We start from the raw sequence: 24,280 nt of genomic DNA, 5'->3' as shown, positions 1-24,280 counted from the left end.
CGGCCGCGACCGCCTGGTGGTCGCGTCGGGCGCGGCGGGGCGCGCCGGGGCTGGAGTGGCGGGCTTCACAGGCGCTTCGTCTTCCGTCGGAAGTGGAGACGCACAGCCTCGGCGACCGTGTTCAGGATGAAGGTCATGGTGAACAGGGTCAGGGCGGCCAGGAACAGGGTGCGGTAGTGCGTGCTGTTGCGCACGGCCTCGGGCAGCTCCACGGCGAGGTTCGCCGACAGCGTGCGGAAGCCGTTGAAGACATTCCACTCCATGATCGGGGTGTTGCCGGCGGCCATCAGCACGATCATCGTCTCGCCGACGGCACGACCGAGGCCGATCATCGCCGCCGAGAACAGGCCGCTCATCGCCGGCGGGATCACGACGCGCACGGCCGTCTGCCACTTCGAGGCGCCGGCGCCCAGCGAGGCCGCGCGCAGATGATCCGGCACCGAGACCAGGGCGTCCTCGCTGATGGTGTAGATCAAGGGGATCACCGCGAAGCCCATGGCCACGCCGACAACCAGGGCATTGCGCTGGACGTAGGTGCCGAACACCGCGCCGCGCGGATCCCAGCCGGCGGCACTGGCCAGCCACGCGAGAACCAGTGCCACTCCGACTGTCGCCACGGCGGCGACCAGGAACCTGGCCAGGTCGAGCAGCGCCAGTTCCCGATGCCGCCACGTCGCCTTCCGGTTCCGCAACAACCCGGTGCCGTGGCGTGCGTTGTACCAGCCCATGAGCAGCGCGACTGGCGCCACGAACAGGATCAACCAGCCGGAGGTGCCCGAGCCCACGCGTCCTTCGAGCCAGGCCTTGAAGTCACCCGCAAAGAGGAGGTGCTCGACGACCGGGCCGGACTGCCAGGCCAGAGCGCCGCCGCCGAGCAGGGCGGCCAGCACGGCCAAGGGCCGGAGGTTGGCCAGCCGCGGCGCAACGTCGCGGGGCAGCAGCTGCCACAGGTGCGCCGCGAAGAGCACGAAGAACGGTCCGAGCAGCAGCACCGCCAGGAAGCCGACGACATGAGCCTCGACCAGCGGCGCCATGACCAGGGCCGCCAGGAAGCCGAGCACGACACTGGGGAGGCTCGCCATGATCTCGATGACGGGCTTGACCCGCGCCCGCGCACCGCGCGGCATGAATTCGCTCGTGTAGATGGCTGCCAGAATGGCGATCGGCAGGCCGAACAGCATGGTGTAGAACGTCGCCTTCATGGTGCCGAAGACCAGAGGCACCAGGCTCAATTTGGGTTCGGCGCTATCGATGGCCGAAGAGGACTGCCAGACATACGCCGGCGCCGGGTAGCCTTCGTACCACACCGGGCGCATCAGCATGGCGGGGCTGATGTCGGCATGCGGCGCATCCAGGCGCCACAAGCCGCGACCGGCGTCGCCGATGCCGAGAATGCGGTCCTGTCGCGGCGAGAGGCCGACCTGGCGCAAGGGGCCCGCGTTGCTCGTGACCCGGCCCAGGATACGCCCGCTGGTGGCGTTCGTGACCTGCAGCGAGCCGTCGGCGTAGCCGACCACGAGCATCCGGGACCGCTCCGAGACACCCAGCGCGGTGACGGCGGCCGTGCCGGCTTCCAGCCGGCGCACGCAGGCCAGTTCGCGATTGCGGCCGTCGGTGCCGGCCACGGGGAACCAGATGCCGACACCCCCGCGCTCGTCTCCGACCGCGAGCGACACCTTGCCCGCCAGGAAAGTCACCGCGGTGACCTTGACGCCCGGCGCCGGGGACAGGTCCTGGCGACCGGCAACGGCGAATCCGTTGCCCTCGTCGGCAAGGGTGACGAGGCCGCCGGCCGCTGTCACCAGCACGGCGAACGTCCCCGTGTCGTTGAGCTTGAGCGAGGTGAAAACGGTCGCGCCGTCGGCGCCCAGGGGCACGTCGCCGCCCTGCACGCGCGCGGTGGTCTCACCGGTCAGCATGTTGCGCTTCCAGGTCACCAGCCGCTGGTGGAAGGTACCGCTGGAATCGAGTGCAGCCACCATCATCCCGCTGGTGGTCACCGTGACGTCGACGAGCATGATCGGCGACTCGCCCAGGTCGACCGGCGGATCGATGGTGAGCGTCACTTCCTGCTGCCGCCACTGGCCTTCAGGGGTACGCACCACGAGACCCGAGCCCAGGGGCCGGCTGTCGCCGACGGGCATGGCGCGCAGTTCATCCGTGATGGCGTCATCGGTGAGATATTCCGAGGCGAATTCGACGGCGGCGGTGACGACGGAACCATCGCCGAATCCGAGCACAAGCCGGTCGCCGCCCGAAGTTGCCGCCGTCGGCGCCTGGCCCGGGGCCATCTCCAGGCGCTGCAGCACGGCGCCGCTGCCCAGGTCCTGCACGACGAGGCGGCCATCGGGCAGCAGGCTCCAGGACATGGTGCCGTAGTTGTCGATGCGCACGGCCACCGCGTGCGCGGTCTCGGCGCCGGCCGCGCCGATGCCGGCCGCCTCGGGCTCGAGCCGCGCCGGCCTGAGCAGCGGGAACGCGACCCAGACCAGGAAAAGCCCGACCAGCGACACGGCGGCGATGCCGCCGATGCCGCTGGTCGTGATCAGTCGCCTGGCGACCCGGTCGGCCAATAGCACCGACGTCCGGGGCTTGCGGCTGTACCGCCGGCCCGTGAACGATCCGACCGGGTCACCGGGAATCTGGCTCATGCGTGTCCTGCGACTCCTAGAAGCCGGGCTTGATGCCGACGGACGTCAACTCTTCACGGGCCACCGCCGCCGGCACCGGCAGGTAGCCGTCCTTGACGACGACTTCCTGGCCCTCGCGGCTGAAGATGAACCGTACGAACTCGCGGCGCACATCGTCAAGCTGGCTTCCCGGCTTGTAGTTGACGACGAGGTACAGGAACCGCGACATCGGATAGTCACCGCTGTAGGCGTTCTCGGGGTCGGCGCCGACGAAGCTGGTGACGGCACCCTTTTCCGCCGACAACGGCAGCGCGCGCACATCGGAGGTCTTGTAGCCGATGCCGCTGTAACCGATGCCGTACTTGTCGGTTGCCACGCCCTGGACCACCGAACTGCTGCCCGGCTGCTCCTTGACCTCGTCACGGAAGTCGCCCTTGAACAGGGCGTGCTCCTTGAAATAGCCGTAGGTGCCCGAGGCGCTGTTGCGGCCGTACAGGCTGATGGGCTTGTCCTTCCACTCGCCGGTCAGGCCGAGGTCGCCCCAGGTGGCGATCTGCTTGCCGTAGCCGCCCTTGAGGGTCTTGGAGAAGATCGCATCGACCTGCTGGAGCGTCAATCCCTTGAGCGGGTTGTCCTTGTGCACGTAGACGGCCAGCATATCGATGCTCGTGCGCAGCTGCGTGGGCTTGTAGCCGAACTGCTTCTCGAACTGGTCGACTTCCTCGCCCTTCATCGAGCGGCTCATGGGGCCGAAGTGGCTGGTGCCCGCGATGAGGGCCGGCGGCGCGGTCGAACTGCCCTTGCCCTCGACCTCGATCTTGACCTCGGGGTGGAAGCCCCGGAAGCCCTCGGCCCACAGGGCCATCTCGTTGTTCATCGTGTCCGAGCCGATGCTCTTGAGGTTGCCGGCGGCGGTGCCCGCCTTCTTGTAGGCCGGCAGAGCAGCATCGACGACGACCGCGGCGGTCGCAGCAACGGCTGTGAGGGCCACCGTCAGGAAAACGGTGCGGACCAGGAAACTCTTGCGCGTCATCTCGCGCTCCTTTCTGTTCTGGTTGTCCCGGCCCCCATGGCCGGCCACTGACTGTCCCGGTGGTCGGGGCCACGTTAGAACGCCCGTGTGAATGGAAAGTGAGCTTGGTGTAAAGATTGTGTAAGTCGGCCCCCCGTTCGGCCCCTGGGCGCCAAACGCCGAAAATGCTTTACAATTTCCTAACTTGCGAAATCATGACACGGGTCCGACCGTCACCGCATAACGCACCGCACCGGCGGCAGCGAAAGGGGCGGATCGATGGCCAATGAACACGTGCTCATCGTCGAGGACGACGAAGACATCGCCGAACTGCTCGAGTACAATCTGGCGCGCCAGGGCTACCGCCCCAGCTGTGCCGGCACGGGCGAAGAGGGGTTGCGCGAAGCGCGCGAAGGCAAGCCCGACCTGATCCTGCTGGACCTGATGCTGCCCGGCCTTTCGGGACTGGACGTCTGCCGCGCCCTCAAGGACTCCGAGGCGACCGCGGGCATCCCGGTCATCATGCTCACGGCCAAGGGCGAGGAGGAGGACATCGTGGCCGGTTTCAACGCCGGAGCCGATGACTACGTCACCAAGCCCTTCCGGCCGAAGATCCTGCTTGCCCGCGTCCAGGCCGTCCTGCGGCGCGGCGCCGCTGCCCGCGCGGACGGGGAGGAACCGCTTCAGGTCGGGCCTCTCCTCATCCATCCGGGACGCCACGAAGTGGCCGACGGCAACGGCGCGGTTGACCTCACGCGCACGGAGTTTCGCATCCTCCAGTTCCTGGCCTCCCGGCCCGGATGGGTCTTCACCCGCAGCCAGATCGTCAGGGCCGTGCACGGGGACGACTATCCCGTCACCGGCCGGTCGGTCGATGTGCAGGTCGCCGCACTGCGCCGCAAGCTGGGCGACTCCGGTGCGATGATTCACACGGTGCGCGGCGTGGGCTACAAGATGGGTGACTAGGAATGCGGCGCGGCACGCTCCTGTGGGCGACGCTCACTCCCCTGCTTTCAATCCTCCTGGTAACGCTGGTGCTGGTAACCGCACTGGCCGGCCGCGCCGCCCGCAATTTCTTCCTGGAACGCACCGACGCCCAGCTCGAAAGCCTGGTCATCATAGCGGCCCCTCGTGCCGCAGCGCTGGCCGGTGCAGGCGATGAAGCCGGCCTGCAGGCGCTGTGTGCCGAACTGGGCGCGGCTGCCGGCGTGCGGGTGACGGTGGTCGGCGCCGACGGCCGCGTGCTGGGCGATTCGGTGGACCGTCCGGCCCGCATGGAGAACCACCGCGACCGGCCGGAGGTGTCGGAAGCCCTGGCCGGGCGGACCGGGCACAGCGCGCGCTACAGTTCGACCCGCGCCGAACGGCTGCTCTATGTGGCCGCGCCTGCCGTTGCGGCCGGGACCGGCGAACACCTGGCGGTACGGGCGGCAGTGTCGGTGGCGTCGATCGATGCCCGCCTGCGCGTGATGTACCGCCAAACGGCCCTGGCCGGCCTGGGCATTGCACTGCTGGCGGCGCTGCTGGGGTACCTGCGTGCGCGCACGCTGGGGCGCGCGCTGCAGCGCGTGCAGGCCGGCGCCGAGGCTTTCGCGGCCGGCGACCTGGGCGGGCGGCTGGTCGCAGCCGAGACCGAGGAGATCGCCGCCGTGACCGAAGCCATGAACCGCATGGCGAACCAGCTCGGCGAACGCATCGCCACCATCGAGCGCCAGCGCGGCGAGCTGGAAGCGGTCCTGACCAGCATGACCGAGGGCGTGCTGGCGATCGATGCGAACGAGATGGTCATCGGCCTGAACGCGGCCGGCGCGCAATTGCTGGCCATCACGCCCGAACGCGCCGTCGGGCGCAGCATCCAGGAAGTCGGTCGCCATCCGGACCTGACGCAGATGACGCTGATGGTGCTCGACGGGGCGCCGCGGCTCGAGCGCGACGTGCAACTCGGGCCGCTGGCGGACACCTGGCTGCAGGTGCGGGCCTCGGCCCTGCTCGGCGCCGACGGTGGCCGTCTCGGTGTGCTGCTGGTTCTGAACAACGTGACCCGGCTCCGCAAGCTCGAGACGATGCGCCGCGACTTCGTGGCCAACGTCTCGCACGAGCTGAAGACACCGATCACCTCGATCAAGGGCTTCGTCGAGACCATCATCGACGAGCCGCCCGAGGACGAGGCCGACCTGCGGCGGTTTCTGGAGATCGTCCGGCGACAGGCCGACCGGCTCGACTCGATCATCACCGACCTCCTGGCACTCTCCCGGCTGGAGCAGGACGCCGAAGGGGGTGGCATCGAGCTCCTCGACAGTGCGCTGGCCCCCGTTCTCGAGCGCGTCGTCAGGGACCTGGCCGCGCGGCGCCCGGCCCAGGCGCCGCGGGTCCGCCTGGAATGCCCTGGAGTCACGAACGCCCGGATCAATGCACCATTGCTTGAACAGGCGGTCACGAACCTGCTGGAGAACGCCCTCAAGTACAGCCCGTCGGAAACATCCGTGGTCATCGGCTGTAGTACGGTCGACGGACATGTCCGGGTGACGGTCAGCGACAACGGCCCGGGCATCGCAGCCGAGCACCTGCCCCGTCTCTTCGAGAGGTTCTATCGCGTCGACAAGGCCCGCAGCCGGCAACTGGGCGGCACGGGACTGGGACTGGCCATCGTCAAGCACATAGCCCAGGCACACGGCGGCCGCGCGGAAGTGGCCAGCGAAGTGGGTCGCGGCAGCACATTCACGATCATCCTGCCCGGAGCGGAGGCTTCATGAAGATTCATCTGCAGCGCGAGCTCGACGCCCTGCGCAAGCGTGTGTTCCACCTGTGTTCGCTCGTCGAGGACAACCTGGCCATGGCCATCCAGGCCGTGCAGAAGCCGGATGACGGCGCCGCCGAGGTGATTCGCCGGCGCGACCGCGAGATCGACGAGCTGGAGGTCCAGGTCGAGGAGGAATGCCTCAAGATCCTGGCGCTCTACCACCCGGTGGCCGCCGACCTGCGCTACCTGGTCTCGGTGCTGAAGCTGAATGCGGACATCGAGCGGATCGGCGACCTGGCCGTGAACATCGCCGGCGCCACGCGCCGCGCGGGCGACGCCGACATGCCAGCAGCGGTCAGCGACAAGCTGAGCACCCTGGCCGCGAAATCGCGGGCCATGCTGCGGCTGAGCCTCGAAGCGTTGATGGACCTGGATACGACGCGCGCGCGGCTGGTGCTCGCGGCCGACGACGAGGTCGACGCGCTCTACCACGAGCTGGCGGGCATGCTGCAGGAGCAGATGGTCGCCACGCCGCGCGAGGCCAACTCCGTGTTCTGCTGGCTGCTGGCGGCCAAGAGCATGGAACGGGTGGGCGACCACGCCACCAACATCGCCGAGGACACCATCTATACCGTCGAGGGTGAGATCATCCGTCACGGACTGGGCTAGGCGGGTGATGCCCGGCCGCGCCTAGGGGCGCGTACTGGGCACTGCGGCGTTGGCCGGGCGGCGCGCCAGCGCCGTCACCGTCGCCGGCACGGGTGCGCAGAGTGACGGCAGCACGGACAGGGCGGCATCGTACTGGCTGGCCGGGTTCCACAGGCACCACCCGGCGGCGCCCGCGGCGCGGGCCGCGATGACCTGCGTGGCGATGTAGTTCCCGTCGAAATTGGTCACACGCCAGGGGAAGGCCTGCAGCCACGGCCGCACGCGAACGCCGGGGCCGGCCAGTTCGCGGAAGCGCCTCGTGGCCTCGCCGATAAGCCAGGCCGGCTCGTCGGCCGGTTGGCGGCGCCCCTCGAAGCCCGGCGCGAAGTGCGACGGGTAGATCATCGGGCAGATGACGTCGACCAGCGCCGCCAGTGTCGGTACGTGCTGGCCGGTCAGGGCCAGGTCCTCGGTCCGCTCCCAGGCCATGATCCCGAACAGGTCCGCCGACAGCTCGACCCCGGTCGGCTGGAGCGTGTCGCGTACGGCCGCCAGGAACCCGGCGATCATTTCCTGCCGGCGCAGGGCAGTGCGTTGAATATCGCCCTGCCAGTCACCGCGCCAGCCGTTGGTCGGGTACCGGACGTAATCGAGTTGCACCTCGTCGACGCCCGCCTTCGCCAGCTCCAGCGCCAGCGACAGGTGGTACGCCCGCACTTCGGGCTGTTCCGGGTCCAGCCAGACGCAGCCGCGCTCGCTCCAGGGCGCGCCGTCGGGACCGTGCAGCGCCAGGTCGGGCCGGCGCGAGCCGAGATCGCCGTCCAGGAACACCGCCAGCCGCGCCACAACGTGCAGCCCGCGGCGGTGGAACTGCTCGAGCATGCCCGGCAGCGACGGGATCACGGGCGCCGTGCGACCGGTGCCCCAGCTCGCCAGGGGGTCGACGCTCCGGAAACTGACGGCTCCGTCGATGTCCTTGGCGTCGAACACCACGGTGTTGCCGCCGGCCGCGATGAAGCGATCGACGCGCTGCAGGACACTGCTGACGCCGCAGGCTGGGCCGGTCAGGTAGATGCCGCGAACCTCGGCCCCGTCGGCCACCTTGCGCGCCACCGAGGCGGTCACGGTCTGGCTTGCCGCCGGGATGAGCAGTACCTGTCCCGGGCGCAGCAGGCTGGTCTGCAGGTCGTTGGCGCGCCGCACGGCGACGAGCATGTCGTCCAGCGAGTAGTGGCCGGTGCGTTCGCGGAGCTGGCCGCAGATGCGGTTGAGGTTGTCACCGGGCTGGACCGTGTAGCTGAACGAGGTGGGGCGGGGTGCTTGGGCGCGGGCCGGCGGGGTCGGCGGTGGTGGCGCGGCCCCGGCGCCGGCAGGCGCCAGCGCGACCAGCGCTCCCGCCAGGACCAACATCCGCCATTGCCAGCGTGCGCCTTGCATGGGCCCGACCGCCCGAACGTTGCGAAATGACCGGTGAGACGGCCCCTGGGCGCCGTCTTCCGATCGCTCGCAATATCCGGGCCCGGTTTGTCAGGCCAGATCGAGGGTCACCGGACAATGGTCCGAACCCATCACCGAGGGCAGGATGCCGGCCGCCCGCAGGCGCGGGCGGAGGGCCGCCGAGGCCAGGAAGTAGTCCAACCGCCAGCCGATGTTCTTTTCCCGCACGCCCTTGCGGTTGCTCCACCACGAGTAGTGCCCGCCCCCGCCCTCGAAGACGCGGAACGTGTCGATGAATCCCGCTTCGAGCAGGCGGTCGAACCCGGCGCGTTCCTCGTCGGTGAAGCCGGCATTGCCGCGGTTGGCGGCAGGATTTGCCAGGTCGATTTCCTGATGAGACACGTTCAAATCGCCGCAGAACACCACCGGCTTGTACTTCTCCAGCCGCTTGACGAAGCGCAGGAATTCGGGATCCCATTGCCGACAGCGGTAGTCCAGGCGGGTCAACTCACGCTGCGCGTTCGGCGTGTAGACGGTGACCACGAACAGGTCCTCGAACTCGGCGGTCAGGACGCGGCCTTCGGTGTCGTAGTCGCCCAGGCCCAGGCCCGGGAACACGGCCAATGGTGGACGACGCGTCAGGATGGCCGTGCCCGAGTAGCCGGGTTTCAGCGCGGGGTTCCAGTGCATCGTCCAACCGGGCCAGCGCGCCTCGACCTGCGTCGCATGGGCCCGCACTTCCTGCAGGCAGATGACATCGGCGCCGCTGGTCGCGACGAAATCGCCGAAACCCTTCCCCACGCAGGCGCGCAGGCCGTTGACGTTCCAGGAGACGAGTTTCATGGGCATCGCGGGGCTCGCTTCATCGTGTTTCCGGTGGTGGTAACGGCGGGACCGCCGCGAGGGAGACCGCAAGATGCCAGCAACGGCACCGTACCGCAAGCGGGCGCGGCGGCGGCGAACCACCTTTCACTGGCGGCGACCGTCACGTTGCCCGACAATGCCACGGGGCGGGGCGCGATGGGCGCGTCCCGCGCGCGAAGGAAGTCTGCGGATGCGCGATGCCGCGAGCGAAAGCCGCTGGCGACGGATCGAGGGGCCGGGCACGATCGCCCTGATGATCGTGGCGGTTTCGCTGATGCACTACAGCACGGCGATCCACATCCACGAGGCGCACGGCATCTACCGGCGGCTGTACTACTTCCCCATCCTGCTGGCTGCGTTCCGCTACGGCCGGCGCGGCGGACTGGCTGCGGCCTTCGCCACCTGCGCCTTCTACGCGCCGCATGCCTTCGGGCTGATCGGCTTCGACCCTGCGTTCGCGCTGGAGAAGTCGCTCGAGATGGTCCTCTACTTCGCCGTGGGCCTTGTGGCCGGTGTCCTGGTCGACCGCGAGCACGCCACCCAGCGCAGCCTGCGCCGCACGCTGGAGGACCGCGACCGGATGGCGTCGCAACTGCTGCGGTCCGAACGGCTGGCCGCGGTGGGACGACTGTCGGCCGGCCTGGCGCACGAGATCCGCAATCCGCTGGCCAGCATCAACGGCGCGGCGGAGGTGCTGGGCGACGACTTCCCGGCCGGGCACCCCAAGGCCCGCCTGGCCGCGATCCTTCGCGATGAGAGCCGGCGCCTGAACGACGTGTTGACGCGCTTCCTGACCTTTGCGCGCGGCGCGCCGGCGACCGCGGCCCCGTTCGACCTGCTGGCCGAGGCCCGCGCGGTCGCCGAGCTGGCCCGTCGCGGGCCCGGGACTCCGGAGGTAACGGTCGACGGACCCGCGTCCCTGCCGCAGGCCATCGGCAACCCCGAGCAGGTCCGGCAGGTGCTGCTCAACCTGGTGCTGAACGGACTGGCCGCCGCGGGTCCCGGCGGGAGCATCGAGATGCAGGTGGTTGCCGAGGGCGAAACCGTCTGCTGCCGCGTGCTCGATGACGGCCCCGGATTCAGCGACGAGGCCGCCGCCAACTTCGGCACACCGTTCTTCAGCACGACGAACGGCGGCACCGGACTCGGACTGGCGACGAGCCTGCGGCTGATCGAGGACCTGGGCGGCACGCTGGTCATCGATCGCGAGGCCGGCCGCGGTTGTGTCGAATTGAGGCTGCCGTCAGCGGGCGTTGCGGCCGCGGGCGCTCCTTCGGGAAGGTGACCCATGTCCCGGATCCTGGTGATCGACGACGACCAGAGCCTGCGCGAGGTGGTGCGCTACATCCTCGACGAGGCCGGCCACGAAGTGCTCACGGCCGCTGACGGCGCCGCCGGGCTGGAACTGCTGGCCTCCGGGCCCGACCTGGTGGTGTCCGACATCCGCATGCCGGGGATCGACGGCATGGCTGTCCTGCGCCGCATCCGCGAGACGGCGGCGCCCGTGCCGCCGGTGATCATGCTGACCGCCCACGGCACCGTCGAGCAGGCGGTACAGGCCATGCGCCTGGGCGCCTTCACCTACATCCTGAAACCGTTTTCGCGCGACGAATTGCTGTTCTCGGTGGAGCAGGCCCTCCACGCCGGCCGCCTCGAACGCGACAATGACGCGCTGCGCCGGCTGCTGCGTCGCCGCGAACCCGACAACGGGCTGCTTTACCGTTCGCCGGTGATGGCCCAGCTCATGCGCAACCTGCGCCAGGCCGCTCCCAGCGATGCCGCCGTGCTGCTCCAGGGCGAGAGCGGCACCGGCAAGGAGCTCGCGGCGCGCGCGCTGCACGACCTGTCCGCGCGCTGGGACAAGCCGTTCGTCGCCGTCAACTGCGGCGCCATCCCCGGCGACCTGGTCGAGTCGGAGCTGTTCGGGCATGCCCGCGGGGCCTTCACGGGTGCGGACCAGGCCCGCCCTGGGCGCATCCGCGGCGCCGCCGGCGGCACGCTGTTCCTGGACGAGATCGGCGAGCTGCCCCTGGCCGTGCAGCCGAAGCTGCTTCGCGTGCTTGAAGCCCGGCTCGTCGACCCGGTGGGCGGCACCGAGCCCTTTGCCGTCGACTTCCGCCTCGTCTGCGCGACGCATCGCGACCTGGCGCAGGAAGTGGCGGCCGGACGCTTCCGTGAGGACCTGTGGTACCGCCTCAACGTGCTGATGTTGACGCTGCCACCACTGCGCGAACGCCCCGCCGACATCCCCCTGCTCTGGGAACATTTCACGCTGCTGCACGGCGGCCCCGGCGTGACTTCCGAACCGGAACTGCTGGAGGCGCTGGCGCGCCTGGCCTGGCGCGGCAACGTGCGCGAACTGAAGAACGTCAACCAGCGGCTGGTGCTGATGCGCGGCGGCGACACCCTCACCGTCGCCGCCCTGCGCGAGCTGGCCCCCCATGCCGGCGGTGTGGCGCCTGCCGCCGCCACCGGCACCGACGACGACGGCGGCGGCCTGCCCCTCGGCCCGCTGCCGCCCGGCGGCCTCTCGCTCGTCGAACTGGAGAAGGAAGTGATCCGCCGCGCGCTGGCCCTGTGCGGGGGCAACCGCAGCCGCACCGCCAACTACCTGTCGATCCCCCGCCACATCCTCCTCTACCGCCTCAATAAATACGACCTGGACTAGACTCTCGAAGTAGACCCGCCTCGACAGCGCCGGAGCGATCGCACAAACAGGTCCGGCCGGCTATCCGCAGCGCCAAAGGCGCGAGGACTGCCGGCCGGACCTGTTTGTGCGATCGCTCCGACACTGCCGAGGCGAGGCTCTATTTCAAGAGCATCATCCGCCGGCTCAACGCCTGCCCGCCCACCTCGAGGCGGTACAGGTAGACGCCGCTGCCGACCAGCACGCCGTTGTCGCCACGCCCGTCCCAGGCCATGGACTGTTCGCCCGCGGCAAAGGCGCCGTCGTGCAGCGTGCGCACCAGCTCACCGCGCAGGTTGAAGATCCGCAGGCTGCCGCGGCCCTCGCGCGCCACGGCGAAGCTGATCTCCGTCTTCGGGTTGAACGGGTTGGGGTTGTTCTGGCCGAGCACCAGGTCGGCCGTGCGGACCGGCGGCACCGGCGACGCGTTCGGGCAGACCTGGAAGACGTCCACGGACAGCACCTGGGGGCTGGCGGCGGCGTCGAACGAGTCGGGATTCAGCGAGAAGGTGCGATTGCTCTCGCCGATGCACTCGAAATCGTCGTTGAACAGGTACTTGTACTCGACGTTCTGGGTACTGCCCGCCGGGAAGACGACACGGCCGGTGTAGACCTTGTCGCCGGCCACGGCGTCAGGCGCCACGCCGTTGTCCCGCAGGGTGTTCAGCGACGGCACATTCCAGTTGAAGGTGTCGTCGAAGTTCGGTGTGCCGTCGACGCCCACGACATCGACCGGACGCACGTTTTCCCAGGCCGTGTTGTTGAAGTCGACCTTGAAGATGACGGCCACGTCGCGCCACGTGGACGAGCAGAAGTCGAACTTCACCACAGGCAGCTCGAGCACCGGGCCGCCGTTGGAGCCGTCGCCGAAGACGGCGTCGTTCAGGAAGAGGGTACGGTCGCCCTGGCCCGTGCACTCGTAGGCGGTGCCCTTCAGGAACTTGTACGCCACGTCCTTGCGCGAACCGGCCGGGAACGTGATCAGGCCGGCGTAGATGCCGTCGCCCGCGACAAGATCGACGCCGGCGCCGTCATCCAGGATGCGATTGGCCGACGGCACGTTGAAGTTCAGCGGCAGCACGTTGCCGTTGATGGCGATCGTGTCGGTCGCCGTGAAGCCGAACAGGTTCAGGTCGACGTGGAACTCGACCGCCACCGCGCGCGTCGTGAACAGCGTCGGGTCCTCGTCGGCCCACCAGAACTCGAGCACGTCCTGGGCGCCGTTCGCGATGTCCAGCGTATGCACGCGGTTGTTGGCCAGGGGCTCCACGTGCCGCAGTTGTAGTTGAACTTCCATTCGAACGACTCGCTACCCGTGCCGGCCGCGCAATTGCCCGCATAGAGCATCTTCGTGGAGTACTGCCAGATGTCATCGATGCCGGTATCGACCATGACGCCCGCGTCGCACAGCGGGTCGAAGGTCAACGGCGACTGGTCGCCCTCGATCGAGAACGCATGCGGGCCGGCGCCCTGGTTGGCCAGGAACGGGCCCATCTTGCCGCGGAAGACGACATCCTTCAGGCCGAAGCAGGCCCGGTTCTGCACGTTGTCGGCCGGGATCACGTTGTTGGCGTTGTCGGTCACGCCCGTCACCGTCACCGAATACAGCGAAGCCGACGCCGCCAGGGGCGCCGACAGCGTCAGGTGCACCACGTTGGCGGCAACGGTCGCGCCCGTGACCACGGCGCCGCCGCTGACGGCGAACTGGCTGCCGTTCGCGAGAACGCTCGAGGGCTTGATCGGCTCGTTGAAGAACACGTCGAACAGCGACGTGATGGGGTAGCTGGTCGCCTGCACGCCCGTGACATACGGGGGATCGGGGTCGGCGGCGGCCTGCACCGTGTAGAGCGTCATCTCGGTCATGGGGATGGGCGACGCCGTATCCCACAGCGTGAAGCCGGGCGTCGACAGCTGCGAGCCGTCGTTGGCCATGGCGTCGAGCGGGCCCTTGGTGCCGCCGTCCTGCGTCACCCAGGCTTCCCAGCGGATGGTGCTGCCGGACGTGACACCCAGTGTGCCGAGCAGGATCGGCAGTTCCTTGAAGCCCGTGGCCGTGGACCAGCCCAGGGCGCCGGGACCGGCGGTGCCGATGCCGACCCAGGCCGAGCCGTTCCACTGGTAGGCGGCCTGCCAGTTGTTGCTGAGGTTGGTGTAGAACATGAAGTCCGGCTTGTAGGCGGCCAGGCTCCATTCCAGCTGGCGACCCCAGGGATCGACCGAGCCGCCGGCGGCCGTGTTGACATCGATGGCGATGCCCAGCTGCACGCCGCTCCAGCCGGCCGGATTGTGGCTCAATCCCAGGAACAGGTTCACGGCGTCGTTGGTGGCGTAGGTGTCGCCGAGATCGATGTTCGGGAACTGGGTGTCCCCGCCATCGGCATCGACAAGGTTGGCGGGCAGGAAGTCGTTGACGCCGTCGATGACGATCGTCTGCGGCGTGGTGGCGAACGCCCACCCTGCAGCGGCGACCACCATCAAAAGGGCCGCCGCCGACAGGCGCGACAGGCTGTGACGAGCACGCATGGGTCTCCTCCTTACTTGACTAGCGAAAGCGGACGGGTCACGACCTGCCCGCGGGCGGACAAACGAGCGAAATAGGTTCCGGCGGCGACGGCGCGTCCCCGCGCGTCGCGGCCATCCCAGAGCCGGCGGTGCTGCCCCGGCTCCAGGTGTTCGGCGACGAGCGTACGCACGTGGCGACCGCCCATGTCGTAGACAGCCAGTTCGACATCCGCACCCTGGCCGCCTTCCACGGCAAAGACGACGAACGTCGAAGGGTTGAACGGGTTCGGCTGGTTCGGCAGCAGGCGCACGCCGGACGCCGCCGGGCGCGGCACGTCAGCCACCCAGGTGCCGTCGGGCACGCCGTCGCCGTTGCCGTCGATGGTCACGGCCCAGGCGTTGTCGACCAGCGGCAACGCGGCCGCCAGGTTGCTCGGCGCGGAATCGCCGCCGAGCGACCCCGCCGGTTCGGGATCCCAGCACACCGAGGCGACCAGCGCCACCTGCGCTCCCGCCGGCACCGCGCCGACGCCCAGTCCGTAGAGCGTGTTCCAGGGGATGGCGATCTCGCTGCCGCTCTGAGCTCCGAAATTGTGGAACGAATCGAAGGCCGAGGCGATCTCCCCGGCGCGGTCCTGCGTCGTGGTCGGCGACAGGAGCTGCCAGAAGCCGTCGCCGTCGAATTGCGACTGGTGCTGGTAGCATCCGTACTGGAAGTCGGGCGCGAAGCCGGGAGCCGTGAACTGCGCGCCGCGCTCCCAGGCGTTGATCGCCGTCAGGTTCGCCTGGCCGCTGCCCGAGCCCGGGTTGACGTCCAGGTAGAGCAGCCAGCTGTTGCCGCTGACCTGGCCGTCGATCGCCAGGTAGAGGTACTCGGAGTCCCATTTCACGAGCAGTCGGTCGATCTCGTTGGCAGCGGTCCAGGCCGAGTCGTTGGCGTCGTCGAGCACCTGCGCGCCGGCCCATTCGCCTGCGTCGACCCGCCCGTCGATGACCACGCTGGTCCCGAGCACCGAAACGGGCAGCCCGGGGGCGCCGAGCGCGAGGTTGGCGTTGAGGACCGCATCGGTCACGGCGCCGGCCGCCAGCCGCAGCGTGACGGGACCGAGCGCCGCCTGTGCGTCGATGAGCGCCGCCGTAACGGCGTCGACCGCCAGCGTCAGCGAGACCGAGGGCTGGCTGCCCACGACGGTGGTGCCGGCCGGCAACGTGACGGTGGCGCCGGGGCCCGCCAGCGAGATGCCGGTGGCCGATGCCAGCGACGCCGGCTGGTCGAAGCCGATGACAAGGCGATCGGTCTGCGGATACCAGGCCGCCGCCTGGGCGGCCGGCCCGATCGAGTCCTGAAGGTTGTCGGAGAGCGCCCGCAGTTCGGCGATTTCGCCGCCGACACCGGGAGCCGACGCCGTGCCGGCGTAGAGCAGGCACTGGAACACGCCACTGCCGCGGATCTCGTCACCGCGCATCAGCGTGCCGCTGATCTCGCCCTGGTGGGCCGCGCCGCCGTCGCCCAGCACCAGGGCCGCGACGATCCCGGTGTTGGGGTTGCGGAAGCCCATGTAAGAGGCGTCGCCCGCCCACACCCGCTGCATCTCGGCATTCCAGACCAGGTCGACCAGCGACGGCGAGAAGCCCGACTTCACCCAGTGCGTGGCCGGCCCGACGCTGTACGTCGCGGCCACGAACGGGTCGCCCGTCGCCAGCGAGAATGCCTTGGAGACTTCGGCATGCGTCAACGTCAACGCGGCGGAACCGCCGGACGTCGTCACCGACATCGTGTAGCCCGTGTGCTGGTAGTCGGGCGAGACGTCGCTGAACGCCGCGACATGGTTCGCATCGTTGTAGTCGCCCTCGGTGTCGGACCAGTAGGCGTTATCGACGCCGATGGCGGTGTCGTCGTACCCGGAGCCGCGCACGAACAGGTGCGTCAGGCGCCCGCCGGTGCCCTCGAAGACGGCGAAGAGGCGGTCGTTGTGCAGCACCGCCTCCTGGAATCCGTCGTTGTCGATGTCGCTGAGGTAGGCGTTGGTCGCCGTGGCGTACTCGCCGTTGGCCCAGTGGGCGGCTTCGGCGTAGACCATCGCGTTCTTGATGTGGGCCGAGTACTTGTGCTGCCACCCGCTGATCGGCCCGCCCATGTAGTCGTGCCAGGCGGTCTCGTGCAGATTGGTCATCAGCACGTACCAGCCTGCCTGCGAGACATTGTTGTCGGGAGCACTCATCAGGGCGCCGTAGGCCTCGTTCCAGAGCGTGCCGTAGCTCTTGCAGTTGCCGCCCGTGCCCGCGCAGGCCCCGCTCGAGTTGCCGCCGTTGGCGGTCGGCACCCAGCCGGCCCAGTGGTTGTACCAGCCGTTGTCGCCGCCGCCGTAGCCCCCGCCCCCGCCGATCTCGGTGTAGGTGCCCGGAGTGACCGTCATGGTGTCGCCGGTGAAGTCGGGGTTGCTGATCGCGTCGGCCAGTTTCCAGGTGTGCAGCCACGCGCTCTCGGTGGCGCACTTGCCCACGAACCAGTCGTAGGTCTCCTTGGCGTTGGGCGTGATGGTGGCCCAGCCGCCCATCTCGCCGATGGCTTCCCAGTCCTCGGCCAGCACGGCGATGCGGTACTGCCCCAGGCCGCCCGCAGCCAGGCCGGTGAGGATGTCGAGCGAACCCTGGCCGTTGCCGCCGATGATGTTGCCGGTGAAGTTGCGGTCGCGCGGCACGAGGCGCAGGCCGTTGCCGCTGAGGGTGTGGATGCGGTGGTTGTCGTGGCCGGCCAGGTGCACGTCGTCATCGAGGATGACTCCCCAGATGCCGTGCGCCTGCCAGTTGTCGCCGATCCAGTCGTTGACGCCGCTGCTCGGATAGCCACTCGTGTTCAGCCACACGCGCTCGGGCACCCACGCCACGCGCGGCGTGTAGCCGTATCGCGCCTGCACCATCTGCGCCTGGGTGGAGACGGCCCAGTCGTTCATCGCATTGTTGACGAACGGCATGATGTGCTGCCCGTAGGCCGAGGTGACCATGCCGGCCCAGCCCGCGCTCGCGCCGGCCGCCAGCCAGGCGTTGAAGTCGACCGGATCGCCGTTGCGGGCGGCCCATTCGGCGGCGGTCATCAGCGTGCCGCTCAGGTGGAAGTTGCCGGGCACGCCCGTCCCCTGGTGCACCTGCAGCGCCTCGTCGAAGCCAGAGCCCTCGAGGTTGTCGCTGCGCCCGTGCAGCACGTCGGTGTAGCCGAGGCCCTGGTTGCCGTGCAGGACAAGGGCGCAGTGCGCCTCGTAGGCCTTGTCGGCAGGATACGATGCGTCCACGCGGTCGCCGGCGCCGGCGCCGCCGGTCGTCGTTGTCGTCGACGTCACCGTGACGGGCCAGGCCACGCCGTTCGCGGCGGGATCACTCGACAGTTCGAGGTACACAGCGTCCGCGTCGCCGGGAACGGTGAACCAGCCCGACCCGGGGCGCTTGTCCGCCTGAGCCAGCCAGCGGTCGCCGTCACGTACGAGCACCGCCTCCTGCGCCAGGCCCGGGCGGCGATCGCCAGGCGCACGGCGCCCGGGTTGCCCGCCGCGGCCTGGGCTGCGAGCAGCGAAGGAACATCGGCAGAATCGAGCGCCAGGAAGCTGATACGCAACACGCTGCGACCGTCGGACTCGCGACGATGGAGCTCGACCGCCAGCAGGTCGGCCGCCGGCGCCAGCGCCGGGCTCTCGGCAACGCGATCGACAGCCAGCACCTGCTGCAGCACGAGTCCGGCAGCGCGCGCCGGCGTGGTGGTCGCCGCCAGCGTCGGTGACGTTGCCGCCACCATCAGCACAGCCAAGGCACACAGGTGCACGGCACACAAGGTCAGCAGCGGCCGGGGGCGAGCACGCATGGGCAGTTTCCTTCGCATGAACAGGGCATGCCGCTAGGCACCGGACCATCGCGGGTTGCATGGTCGGGCGCCGTCTGACGAATGTTTGGCAAATGAAATCATATCACAAAGAACAGGTCGTCAACAACCGGATTCCTGCCCTATCGGCAGCGGGTTCTCGCTAACCCAATGGTACGAATGGAATTGGCAAATCGGGTTTCGGACGTCCTAGAATCCCCGCGGCGTGAAACCGAGGCCGGGCCCATCGGTCGGGTAGAGCCACCCGTCGCGCAGGCGCACGGCGCCGGCCGAAGGGTCGTCGCGCAGGTCGAGATGCCCGTCCAGGTCGGCGTAGCGGACGTTGCGACGCGCCAGCGCGAAGTGCAGGCCGGCCGCGATCGCGAGCGCGGACTCGTCCATGCAACCGACCATGATCTCCCAGCCGGCGGCCTGCGCCACAGCGGCGATCTTCAGGGCCTCGCTGAGGCCGCCGACCTTCATCAACTTGATGTTCACCATGTCCGCCAGGTCGCGTCGCGTCAGGCGGAATGCGTCGCGCAGCGACATGAGGCTCTCGTCGGCCATGACGCGCACATGCACGCCGGCAGTGACGCGACCCAGCTGCTCCAGCTCGGCGCGCGGCGTGGGCTGCTCGATCAGCGACAGCCGGGCGCGACGGGCCAGTGCCACGAACGCCAGCGACTCCTCGACGGTATAGCCCTGGTTGGCGTCGAAGCGCAGCTCCACACCGGGCCCCACCGCCTCGCGCACCTTCAGCACGCGCGCCGCATCGCCCTCGGGGTCGATCCCACCCTTCAGCTTGAGGCACCGGAAGCCGCGCCCGGTATACTCCAGGGCGCGGGCGACGGTGCTCGGTTCATCGAGGATGCCGATCGTGATCGAAGTGCGGATGCGCAGCCTGTAGCCGCCGAACAGGCGCCACAACGGCAGGCCGGCCTGGCGGCCCATCAGGTCCCACAGCGCCATGTCGATGGCGGCGCGCGCGGCCGGGCGTCCGCCCAGCACAGGCGTCAGCCGATGCAGCAGGGCAGAAGGCCTCAGGGGATCGGCGCCGCGAAGCACCGCCGCGGCATCGCCGGCCAGCACCGCAAGCGTGCCGCCGGGGGTCTCGCCCGTGACCGGCTCGTCGGGCGCGGCACAGCCCCAGCCCACCTGCGAACCCGCATCGAGCCGCACGAAGATGTTGGCGGCGCGATCCACGCTCTCGTAGGCGATGGCGTACGGCTCGGCCAGGGGCATGTCCACGCGCCAGGCTTCTGCCGCCAGGATCTTCATCTCAGTACCGCCGCTGGTGGATCTCGTCGAGCGAAAGGTCGCGCAGGTCCTCCACAAATTCGACGAGGTTGCGGATCATGACCTCCCACATGCGCCGGCCCTTCTCGGCCGACGCGCGCGTGGGGTCGCCCATCACGCCCGTGGGCGAGATGCGCGCGGTGTGGGCCTGCCAGTCGACCGCCCGCTGGTTGGAAAAGTCGAGGAACCGGCTCGAGAAGCGCGGCACGGCCGCCTCCAGGCGGTCGGTGCGCACCAGCTCCGGCCGGTTGGCCAGGCTGGTGCTGGTCTCGATCTCGCCGGCGTGCACGTCGTTGACGGTGTCGGCCATCGCCGCGATGTCGACATCGCTCGTCTCGCCCGACTCCACACAGGTGAAGATGTGGGCGTCGCGATTGATCATCTGCGCCGCGAAAGCCAGCGCCGGGCCGTTGCCGCCGTGCCCGTTGATCATCACCAGCTTCTGGGCGCCGCAGCGCGCCACGCTCATGCCCACGTCGTAGATCAGCTGCGCCATGGTCTCGTTGCGCAGCGAGATCGTGCCCGGGAAGTCCTCGTGGTGGTACGAGACCCCGTACGGCAGGAGCGGCAGCACGATCGGCTTCGGGTCCGAGCAGCGCGAAGCCACCTCTCGGGCCAGCCACTCGGCGTCGTAGGCGTCGACATCCAAAGGCAGGTGCGGACCGTGCTGTTCGATGGCGCCCACCGGCAGCAGTACCACGTCCACCTCGCGGAAGCGGCGCTCGGCCTCGGGCCAGGTCAGTTCGCCGAGGATCCAGCGCCGACCACGACCCTCACCGGCATCACCCTGGCCTGCCGGCGACGGCGCCTCGAAGGCGGCCGGCGTCGTGAACTCGGGCAGGGCAAACGGGTCACAGGGTACCCAGAGGCGGCCGTGCCGGCGCACGGCGCCCGCGGCATGCTCCAGGCACAGGCGCAGCAACGGACCGCGAAGGTCGCGGGGTACCGTCGTCAGCGGCGCCCGCTCGCGGTCGATGCGCACCTGCAGCACCTCGGGATGCGCCCGCGTGCGGCCGTCGCGCGGCAGCAGCCCCCGCTGCTGCAGCAGCACCGTCGTGTGCTCGGAACAGGCGCTCTCCTGGTGCACACCCTCGCTCACGAAGCGGCCCAGGGCGGGCTCGACCTGCGTGGGCTCGTAGCCGCAGGCGGCCGGGTCGGCACCCAGCGCCGACAGCATGCCGACGATGCGGCGGCACTTCTCGCAGCGGCCGCACGGCAGCACGCGGCCCGCGGCCGGCTCCTTGTGCGAGGCGTGGCAGGAGACCTGGTGCCGCAGCAGGTCCGGGTAGCGCTCGACGAGGATCTTCTCGATCAGCAGCTCCGACAGGTTCCGCAGCACCGAGAACTGGTGCACACGCCAGCCCTTGCGCTGGAAGTAGCGGCTGAAGGCCAGGTCGAACCAGCGGCTCTGGTCGTAGAGCCCGTCGTAGTGCGGGATGCCCTGGTGACGGGCGCGCAGGCTGGTGTCGAACTCGTCGCCGATGACCAGGCGACCGATGCCCCGCTTGCGCATGACCGGCAGCGCACCGCACTGGAATACCGCCACGGTCCACAGGCGCACGGGGTAGGCATCGGAACGGACGTCGGCGAAGTCGGGCCGGATGAACGGCAGCTGCCGCAGCAGGAAGGTGAAGACGCGATCGCAGTTGGTCCACACGCGCGAGGTGCCCGGCACATGGTCCTTGAAGTGGCGGTAGGCATTGAGGGCCGTGAACCAGTGCCGACCCGACTCGTTGACGAAGATCGGGTGCACCGGCACGCCGCTCTCCGCCAGCAGGCCGTAGCTGAGCAGGCTGTCCTTGCCGCCGCTCGACAGCACGGCGCAAGCCTGCGGATCCCGGTCCCAGGCCGCCGCCGGGGCCGTCGCCTCGGGCTCGGGATCGGGAAACACGAGCCTCGCCTGCAGGTACTCGCCGCGGCGGTCCACGGGCAGTTGCGCCGCAGCGCCGACCAGGAACGGGTTCGGCTGCAGGATCTTCTTGACGTAGATCTCGCGCGCCGTGTTGGCGGCCATGTCGGCCAGGAAGCGGCGGTCGCGTTCGTCGAAGGCGCCGTGGAAGACCAGTTCCGCCGCGAAGAGCCCGTAGTTCAGCGCGACCTGCGCCGTGATCATCGCAGCGAGGTTCTCGTCCGCCGCCTCGCCCGGCGTGAACACGTCCTCTTCATAGGAGTAGACCAGGTCGATCGTCTCGCGGCCCCCGCCGCGCACCACCGTATAGGGCGCGGTCACGCGCCGCGGCTCCACGCGGACCGGTCCCACCTCGAGGCGGTCCCAGACCAGGAGCGGAGCCAGCGGACCGGCTGGTGCCCTGCCCGGCATCGCGCTAGTCCTTTCCGCCGGCGGCCCCGCGGCCCCGGCGCTCGTCGGCCCTGGCCAGCCAGGGCGCCAGCGCCTCGCGCAGCCCGCCGGCGCCTTCGCGCAGCACGTCGAAGGCGGGAAGGCCGGTCTCGGCCCTGATGGCCGCACGTGCAGCCTCGATCCCGGCGGCGTCCAGTTCCTCGTGGTTGATGGTGATCGCGGCCACCTCACGGCCGGAGATCAGCTCGGTGGCCTTGATCTGTGTCGCCAGGTCGTGCAGCGCGTGGCCGGGAAAGCCGTCGTACTCGCGACGCGCCGGCGCATGCTGCATCACCACGACGTCGGGCCTCCCTGCCGCCAGCAGTTCGAAACCGCCCGGGTAGGCGGGATTGAGCAGGCTGCCCTGGCCCTCGAGCACGATCACGTCGGGCCGCCCGTCCTCCCAGCACGACCAGACCGCGTGCTCGATCTCGCCCGACACGAAATCGTTGATCAGCGAATCGAGGATGAGCGAGTGCTTCGCGCCCTGCAGCCAGGCCGTCTGGCCGGTGCCCACCAGTTCGGCGCGGCGTCCGGCTGCGCGGAAGGCATCGACCAGGAGCCAGGCCGTCGTGCGCTTGCCCACGGCCGAGTCGGTGCCCAGAACGGCCACCTTCAGCGCCTGCACCTGCGAGATGCGCCCGTCGAAGAAGTGCAGTTCGGGCCGCGGCGGGGTGCGACGTACATCGCGGATGCGCACCCCGCGCCGGGCGGCCAGCTGCACCAGTTCCGGGTCGTCGCCCAGGAAGTCGTGAAGGCCGCTGTCCACGTTGAGCCCCGCCGCGAGTGCGGCGGCCACCACCACGCGCGCCTCGGGCGGCAACCGGCCCCCGTCCGGCGCCAGGCCCACGACGAAGTGCGTCGGGCCTCGGCCGTCGGCGCCGCGCAACCGCAGCGCCGCCTCCAGGTCCGGCACGACCGGGATGCCCGCAGCGCGACCGTCGAGCACCTCGCCGGCATCGCGCCCTGCCCAGGCGGCATCGATCACGGCCAGCACGCGATAGCGTTCACTGCGCCGCACCAGGCCATGCGCGGTCTTGCCGTAGGTTGTGTTGAACGCACCCTGGCAGTAGACGATGGCGTTGCCCTCGGGCCACTCGTTTGCAACTGCGGTCATCAGCGCCTCCCGGTCAGCACGGCGACGTAACGGTCGCCCGGCAGCGGTTCCTTCTCGTGGCGGGCGAGCAGCACGAGCAGCCCGGCGGTCGACGCCGGCAGCACGTGCAGCCCCTCCCTCTCCTTCAGCATGCGCGCCGCAGCCAGCATGGCCTTGTCGCTGGAATCGGCAGCCCAGCCACCGGTCGAGCGCACGGCCGCCAGGGCTTCGCTGCCGTCGATCGAATGCCAGTTGATGAGCGGCTCGTTGATCGGCGTCTCGCGGATCTTGTCCGGCGCAAGGTCGTCACAGTCCGCCAGGTTGCGCCGCCAGGCGATGACGATGGGGTTCTTCCCGTGCGAGGACCCGCAGACCAGCTTCGGCACGCGCGAGGTCTTGCCGCGCCGGAAGAGCGAAACGAACCCGTGGTGGATGCCGGCCAGCGTCGTGCCGTTGGACACCGGCACCGCCACCACGGCGGGCGCATCGCGCAGTTCGTCGTAGATCTCGTAGGCGATCTCGCCGTAGGCGCGCAGCTGGATCGAGGTATTGGCTCCGCCCGGGTTGGCGTCGTAGACGTCCGACTGCTCGGCAAAGGCGCGCGAGGCGGCCACGGCGGCCTCGTAGTCGCCGGGCACGCGCACCAGCGTGGCGCCGAGCGCCTCCATCTCGGAGTCGCGCCGCGTGTGGTACGCGGCCGGCAGGTAGACGAGGCAACGCAGGCCGGCCATCGAGGCCGCGAGCGCCGTCGCGGCGCCGTAGTTGCCGCAGGTTGCCACCGTCAGCGTATCGTAGCCGCGCCGCAGCGCGTCCTGCGCCTGGGCGAAGGCGATGCGGTCCTTCTGCGTTCCGGAGGGATTGCCCCCCTCGAACTTCAGCAGGATCTGCCGCAGCCCCGCCGACCGCTCAAGGTTGCGCGCACGCGACAGCGACGTGTCGCCTACTTCCGTCTCGGCGATGTCCTCGAAGGCGGCGAGCCGCTCGGCCAGCGGGCGGTCCTTGTCGGCGGCCACGAGCCGCTGCTCGGCCATGTCGGCCGGCAGCGTCGAGGCGACCGGCGACACGCCGTCCAGCAGCGAGAGCCCGCCCTCGGGCGGTGACGGATCGCGCCGCCGCTCTTCCTGTTCGGCCATGGTCCTCCCCGGTCGACAGTTACGGGCCGGACTGCCCGGCCCGTGGGC

16 protein-coding genes are annotated in these 24,280 nt (G+C 69.7%); 5 read left to right on the top strand and 11 right to left on the bottom strand.

The window, feature by feature from the left end:
- Window positions 1-65: 65 nt before the first annotated feature.
- Together IPG61_14700 and IPG61_14695 are read right to left on the bottom strand one after the other, a co-directional pair.
- Window positions 66-2,651: an ABC transporter permease subunit gene (locus IPG61_14700; GenBank protein MBK6735298.1), complete on the bottom strand. Its 2,586-nt coding sequence runs from the start codon at window positions 2,649-2,651 to the stop codon at window positions 66-68.
- A gap of 16 nt (window positions 2,652-2,667) precedes the next feature.
- Window positions 2,668-3,663 carry a phosphate ABC transporter substrate-binding protein gene (locus tag IPG61_14695; protein ID MBK6735297.1) on the bottom strand — a complete coding sequence of 332 codons (996 nt, stop codon included), beginning with the start codon at window positions 3,661-3,663 and terminating at the stop codon, window positions 2,668-2,670.
- 258 nt (window positions 3,664-3,921) lie between these two features.
- On the opposite strand from IPG61_14695, the gene IPG61_14690 reads away from it, so the two are divergent.
- Genes IPG61_14690 through phoU form a run of 3 tightly spaced genes read left to right on the top strand, consistent with a single transcriptional unit; the run spans window position 3,922 to window position 7,051 of the window.
- On the top strand, window positions 3,922-4,608 hold the full coding sequence (locus tag IPG61_14690) for a response regulator transcription factor (GenBank protein ID MBK6735296.1): 687 nt from the start codon (window positions 3,922-3,924) through the stop codon (window positions 4,606-4,608).
- Window positions 4,609-4,610: 2 nt separating this feature from the next.
- Window positions 4,611-6,395: a PAS domain-containing protein gene (locus IPG61_14685; protein MBK6735295.1), complete on the top strand. Its 1,785-nt coding sequence runs from the start codon at window positions 4,611-4,613 to the stop codon at window positions 6,393-6,395.
- Window positions 6,392-7,051, top strand: coding sequence for a phosphate signaling complex protein PhoU (gene phoU, locus IPG61_14680; GenBank protein ID MBK6735294.1), 660 nt, complete (start codon window positions 6,392-6,394; stop codon window positions 7,049-7,051). The genes IPG61_14685 and phoU overlap by 4 nt, the downstream gene beginning before the upstream one ends.
- 21 nt (window positions 7,052-7,072) lie before the next feature.
- Here the strand turns inward: phoU and IPG61_14675 are convergent, their stop codons facing one another.
- Both IPG61_14675 and xth read right to left on the bottom strand, forming a co-directional pair.
- On the bottom strand, window positions 7,073-8,467 hold the full coding sequence (locus IPG61_14675; protein MBK6735293.1) for a LysM peptidoglycan-binding domain-containing protein: 1,395 nt from the start codon (window positions 8,465-8,467) through the stop codon (window positions 7,073-7,075).
- A gap of 90 nt (window positions 8,468-8,557) precedes the next feature.
- Window positions 8,558-9,310 (bottom strand): exodeoxyribonuclease III, encoded by a 753-nt coding sequence (gene xth, locus IPG61_14670; GenBank protein MBK6735292.1) that lies wholly within the window; start codon window positions 9,308-9,310, stop codon window positions 8,558-8,560.
- 211 nt (window positions 9,311-9,521) lie between these two features.
- Here xth and IPG61_14665 point away from each other — a divergent pair, with 211 nt between their 5' ends.
- Together IPG61_14665 and IPG61_14660 are read left to right on the top strand one after the other, a co-directional pair.
- Window positions 9,522-10,616, top strand: coding sequence for a sensor histidine kinase (locus IPG61_14665; protein ID MBK6735291.1), 1,095 nt, complete (start codon window positions 9,522-9,524; stop codon window positions 10,614-10,616).
- A 3-nt stretch (window positions 10,617-10,619) separates the two neighbouring features.
- On the top strand, window positions 10,620-11,999 hold the full coding sequence (locus IPG61_14660) for a sigma-54-dependent Fis family transcriptional regulator (GenBank protein MBK6735290.1): 1,380 nt from the start codon (window positions 10,620-10,622) through the stop codon (window positions 11,997-11,999).
- 139 nt (window positions 12,000-12,138) lie between these two features.
- On the opposite strand, the gene IPG61_14655 is transcribed toward IPG61_14660, so the two are convergent.
- The 7 genes from IPG61_14655 to IPG61_14625 form a co-directional block, all read right to left on the bottom strand.
- A complete protein-coding gene (locus IPG61_14655; protein ID MBK6735289.1) occupies window positions 12,139-13,263 on the bottom strand; it encodes a hypothetical protein in 1,125 nt (374 codons plus the stop codon).
- Window positions 13,146-14,540, bottom strand: a complete 1,395-nt coding sequence (locus IPG61_14650; protein ID MBK6735288.1) for an Ig-like domain-containing protein — start codon at window positions 14,538-14,540, stop codon at window positions 13,146-13,148. The genes IPG61_14655 and IPG61_14650 overlap by 118 nt, the downstream gene beginning before the upstream one ends.
- Before the next feature lie 11 nt (window positions 14,541-14,551).
- Window positions 14,552-18,004 carry a hypothetical protein gene (locus tag IPG61_14645; protein MBK6735287.1) on the bottom strand — a complete coding sequence of 1,151 codons (3,453 nt, stop codon included), beginning with the start codon at window positions 18,002-18,004 and terminating at the stop codon, window positions 14,552-14,554.
- A gap of 575 nt (window positions 18,005-18,579) precedes the next feature.
- Window positions 18,580-19,647 carry a dipeptide epimerase gene (locus tag IPG61_14640; GenBank protein ID MBK6735286.1) on the bottom strand — a complete coding sequence of 356 codons (1,068 nt, stop codon included), beginning with the start codon at window positions 19,645-19,647 and terminating at the stop codon, window positions 18,580-18,582.
- Between the two features lies 1 nt (window position 19,648).
- Window positions 19,649-21,985 carry a creatininase family protein gene (locus IPG61_14635; protein ID MBK6735285.1) on the bottom strand — a complete coding sequence of 779 codons (2,337 nt, stop codon included), beginning with the start codon at window positions 21,983-21,985 and terminating at the stop codon, window positions 19,649-19,651.
- A gap of 4 nt (window positions 21,986-21,989) precedes the next feature.
- The gene (locus tag IPG61_14630) at window positions 21,990-23,120 is read right to left on the bottom strand and encodes a DUF1611 domain-containing protein (GenBank protein MBK6735284.1); all 1,131 of its coding nucleotides are present in this window, start codon (window positions 23,118-23,120) and stop codon (window positions 21,990-21,992) included.
- Window positions 23,120-24,232, bottom strand: coding sequence for a pyridoxal-phosphate dependent enzyme (locus IPG61_14625; GenBank protein ID MBK6735283.1), 1,113 nt, complete (start codon window positions 24,230-24,232; stop codon window positions 23,120-23,122). Before IPG61_14625 ends, IPG61_14630 begins: the two co-directional genes overlap by 1 nt.
- Between the last annotated feature and the right edge of the window lie 48 nt (window positions 24,233-24,280).

The organism is bacterium (assembly GCA_016703265.1).
Classification (GTDB): domain Bacteria; phylum Krumholzibacteriota; class Krumholzibacteriia; order LZORAL124-64-63; family LZORAL124-64-63; genus CAINDZ01.
Note: the sequence above shows the minus strand (reverse complement) of the source record. Positions and strands in the feature narration are given on the sequence as shown.

What these genes read in the sequence shown, in the direction of transcription:
- phoU (MBK6735294.1), top strand. Translation starts at nt 6,392, where the DNA reads ATGAAGATTCATCTGCAGCGCGAGCTCGACGCCCTGCGCAAGCGTGTG.
- IPG61_14675 (MBK6735293.1), bottom strand. Translation starts at nt 8,467, where the DNA reads ATGCAAGGCGCACGCTGGCAATGGCGGATGTTGGTCCTGGCGGGAGCG.
- IPG61_14635 (MBK6735285.1), bottom strand. Translation starts at nt 21,985, where the DNA reads ATGCCGGGCAGGGCACCAGCCGGTCCGCTGGCTCCGCTCCTGGTCTGG.
- IPG61_14640 (MBK6735286.1), bottom strand. Translation starts at nt 19,647, where the DNA reads ATGAAGATCCTGGCGGCAGAAGCCTGGCGCGTGGACATGCCCCTGGCC.
- IPG61_14660 (MBK6735290.1), top strand. Translation starts at nt 10,620, where the DNA reads ATGTCCCGGATCCTGGTGATCGACGACGACCAGAGCCTGCGCGAGGTG.
- IPG61_14700 (MBK6735298.1), bottom strand. Translation starts at nt 2,651, where the DNA reads ATGAGCCAGATTCCCGGTGACCCGGTCGGATCGTTCACGGGCCGGCGG.
- IPG61_14625 (MBK6735283.1), bottom strand. Translation starts at nt 24,232, where the DNA reads ATGGCCGAACAGGAAGAGCGGCGGCGCGATCCGTCACCGCCCGAGGGC.
- xth (MBK6735292.1), bottom strand. Translation starts at nt 9,310, where the DNA reads ATGAAACTCGTCTCCTGGAACGTCAACGGCCTGCGCGCCTGCGTGGGG.
- IPG61_14630 (MBK6735284.1), bottom strand. Translation starts at nt 23,120, where the DNA reads ATGACCGCAGTTGCAAACGAGTGGCCCGAGGGCAACGCCATCGTCTAC.
- IPG61_14690 (MBK6735296.1), top strand. Translation starts at nt 3,922, where the DNA reads ATGGCCAATGAACACGTGCTCATCGTCGAGGACGACGAAGACATCGCC.
- IPG61_14650 (MBK6735288.1), bottom strand. Translation starts at nt 14,540, where the DNA reads ATGCGTGCTCGTCACAGCCTGTCGCGCCTGTCGGCGGCGGCCCTTTTG.
- IPG61_14685 (MBK6735295.1), top strand. Translation starts at nt 4,611, where the DNA reads ATGCGGCGCGGCACGCTCCTGTGGGCGACGCTCACTCCCCTGCTTTCA.
- IPG61_14695 (MBK6735297.1), bottom strand. Translation starts at nt 3,663, where the DNA reads ATGACGCGCAAGAGTTTCCTGGTCCGCACCGTTTTCCTGACGGTGGCC.
- IPG61_14665 (MBK6735291.1), top strand. Translation starts at nt 9,522, where the DNA reads ATGCGCGATGCCGCGAGCGAAAGCCGCTGGCGACGGATCGAGGGGCCG.